Genomic DNA, 2,542 nt, shown 5'->3' with positions numbered 1-2,542 from the left:
CCGCGCGCTCGCAGCTCGGCGAGGATCCGTCCGGTGCGCTCGTCGACGGGCAGATCCGGGGCGGAGCCGCGTTCGACGGCCGCGGCGACCTCGCCCAGCACCGCCAGCTGCGCGGCGTCGAGGTGCTGCAGACAGCGGCGCAGACTCATGTCCGACTGCACCCGCACCGCCAGGCCGGTGAAGTCGGCGGGAGCGGGGTGGAGCAGATCGGGGCGGGAGGTCAGCAGCGCGGCCAGCTCGTCGTCGTCGCAACGGGCGAGCAGCCGGGCCAGCGGGGCCATGCCGAGCGGGCGCGCGGACATCCTCAGACGTGCCGGCGCCGGCGGGCGTGCCGGCTCCACGCGGACAGGGACACCATGTGCGCGACCATCAGCAGGAACCCGGCCGGGATGCCGACGAGGACGACGGCGTACAGCGCCGGGGCCGGCTCGCCGCCCGTGAAGTAGACCCCGAGGATGATCACCAGGCAGACCGCCCCGACGACGGAGAGCGCCACGCCCAGGGCGAGCAGCAGGCGCAGGGTCAGTCGCAGCGGCGTCGGGGCAGCGCCGGTCGCGGAGGGCTGAGCGGAGGACATGGGGCGATTCTATCTCTCCGCCGCGCAGCGGTATCCTGGAGGGCGGGCGACGCCCGTCATGACCAGCATCCGACGGCGCGCTCGACGATGCGAGACCATGACCGCACGGGAACGACGACGAGGTGGAGGAACGTGCCGACCGGGAAAGTGAAGTGGTTCGACGCCGAGAAGGGCTTCGGATTCGTGACCTCCGACGACGGTCAGGAGGTGTTCCTGCATTCCTCGGCCCTGCCCGCCGGCGTCTCCAGCGTGAAGACCGGCACCCGGATGGAGTACGGCGTCGCCGACGGCCGCCGCGGCAAGCAGGCGCTGAGCGTGCGGATCCTCGACGACGGTCCGTCGGTCGCCCGCGCCTCCCGGAAGCCGGCCGAGGAGATGGCCTCGGTGGTCCAGGACCTGGTCAACGTGCTCGAGGGCACCACCCGCACGCTCCGGAGCGGCTCATACCCGCAGCCGGCCCAGTCCAAGAAGATCGCCGCACTGCTGCGCCGTGTGGCCGACGATTTCGAGGCATGACATGGCTCGCAGAGACGCTGTGCTGACCGCGGCGACCGACCTCGCCCGCGAGGCGCTCGCCGACATCGCCCCCGCCGAGCAGATCGGCGACCACCTGACGGTGAAGGCCGAGGAGGACCGGCTGCACACCCATCGCTTCGCGGCGCACAAGACCGGCTACCGGGGCTGGGAGTGGTACGTGACCGTCGCCCGCGCTCCGCGGAGCAAGAAGGTCACCGTCTGCGAGCTCGGCCTGCTGCCCGGCGACGACGCGCTGCTGGCGCCGAAGTGGATCCCCTGGGCCGAGCGCATGGACGCCGAGGAGAAGAAGCAGGCTCGCGAGCAGGAGGCCGAGATCGCCGCCGAGAAGGCGGCGGAGCAGGCGGAGGCGAGCCAGGGCGCGTCGCAGCAGACCTGAGGGCGTGTCGGCGCGTCGCGGGAGGGTGGACGCGACGGCGGCGCCCGTCGCCGCCTCGGCAGGATGAGTCCGCGGGAGGTGTGGGAAAGTCCACGTATTCCCACACCTCCCGCGGACTCATCGCCTTCGGGAGGTCGCCTTCGTGCTCAGGAGGTCAGGCCCTCCAGGACCACGTCGACGCATTCCAGCAGCCGCGAGACGTCCTCGGGATCGATGCCCACGAAGGTCGCGATGCGCAGCTGATTGCGGCCCAGCTTGCGGTAGGGCTCGACGTCGACCACTCCGTGGGCGCGCAGGATCGTCGCGACCTCCGCGGCGTCGACCGACTCGTCGAAGTCCACGGTGACGATCACGTTCGACCGGTCCTCGGAGCGCTCGACGAACGGCGTGGCGAGCTCGTGGGCTTCGGCCCACGCGTACACCCGGGACGCCGAGTCGGCGGTGCGGGCCGCGGCGAACTCCATCCCGCCCGAGGCGTTCAGCCAGCGCACCTGCTCGTCGAGGGTGATCAGCGTCGCCAGCGCCGGAGTGTTGTAGGTCTGCTCCTTGCGCGAGTTGTCGATCGCGGTGGTCAGGCTCAGGAAGTCCGGGATCCAGCGGTCGGCCGCGAGCCGCTCGGCGCGCTCGATCGCCGCCGGGGACATCGCCGCCAGCCACAGCCCGCCGTCGGAGCCGAAGTTCTTCTGCGGACCGAAGTAATAGGCGTCGGTCTGTCCGACGTCGACGGCGAGGCCCCCGGCGGCCGAGGTGCCGTCCACCAGCACCAGCGCGCCGTCGTCGGCGCCGTCGACCCGGCGGACGTCGGCGGCCACGCCGGTGGACGTCTCGTTGTGCGGCCAGGCGTAGACGTCGACGCCGGCGCGAGCCTGCGGCGTCGGACGGGTGCCCGGTTCCGCGGTGAGCACCTCGGAGTCCTCCAGGAACGGCGCCTGCGCAGTGGACTTGGCGAACTTCGTGCCGAACTCGCCGAAGGACAGATGCTGGGCGCGAGTCTCGACCAGGCCGAAGGTCGCCGCGTCCCAGAAGGCGGTGGAGCCGCCGACGCCGAGGAC

The 2,542-nt window shown here is 72.1% G+C and carries 4 protein-coding genes and 1 pseudogene; 2 read left to right on the top strand and 3 right to left on the bottom strand.

The window, feature by feature from the left end:
• Positions 1-302: pseudogene (locus tag GU5_RS0105940) on the bottom strand (hypothetical protein); the annotation flags it as partial.
• Positions 303-304: 2 nt separating this feature from the next.
• Entirely contained in the window at positions 305-577 is a 273-nt protein-coding gene (locus GU5_RS14260) for a hypothetical protein (RefSeq protein WP_010524661.1), read from the bottom strand.
• A 132-nt stretch (positions 578-709) separates the two neighbouring features.
• On the opposite strand from GU5_RS14260, the gene GU5_RS0105930 reads away from it, so the two are divergent.
• Positions 710-1,093 carry a cold-shock protein gene (locus GU5_RS0105930; RefSeq protein ID WP_010524660.1) on the top strand — a complete coding sequence of 128 codons (384 nt, stop codon included), beginning with the start codon at positions 710-712 and terminating at the stop codon, positions 1,091-1,093.
• Between the two features lies 1 nt (position 1,094).
• Positions 1,095-1,490, top strand: coding sequence for a DUF3027 domain-containing protein (locus GU5_RS14255; RefSeq protein WP_083830331.1), 396 nt, complete (start codon positions 1,095-1,097; stop codon positions 1,488-1,490).
• A 146-nt stretch (positions 1,491-1,636) separates the two neighbouring features.
• On the opposite strand, the gene serC is transcribed toward GU5_RS14255, so the two are convergent.
• The coding region (gene serC, locus GU5_RS0105920) for a phosphoserine transaminase (protein WP_010524658.1) at positions 1,637-2,542 on the bottom strand (906 nt) is incomplete at its 5' end.

This window comes from Nesterenkonia sp. F, from assembly GCF_000220985.1.
In the GTDB taxonomy this organism is placed as follows: domain Bacteria; phylum Actinomycetota; class Actinomycetes; order Actinomycetales; family Micrococcaceae; genus Nesterenkonia.
The sequence above is the reverse complement of the archived record's forward strand: the minus strand, read 5'-3'. Positions and strand labels throughout refer to the sequence as shown.

What these genes read in the sequence shown, in the direction of transcription:
- GU5_RS14260 (WP_010524661.1), bottom strand. Translation starts at nt 577, where the DNA reads ATGTCCTCCGCTCAGCCCTCCGCGACCGGCGCTGCCCCGACGCCGCTG.
- GU5_RS14255 (WP_083830331.1), top strand. Translation starts at nt 1,095, where the DNA reads ATGGCTCGCAGAGACGCTGTGCTGACCGCGGCGACCGACCTCGCCCGC.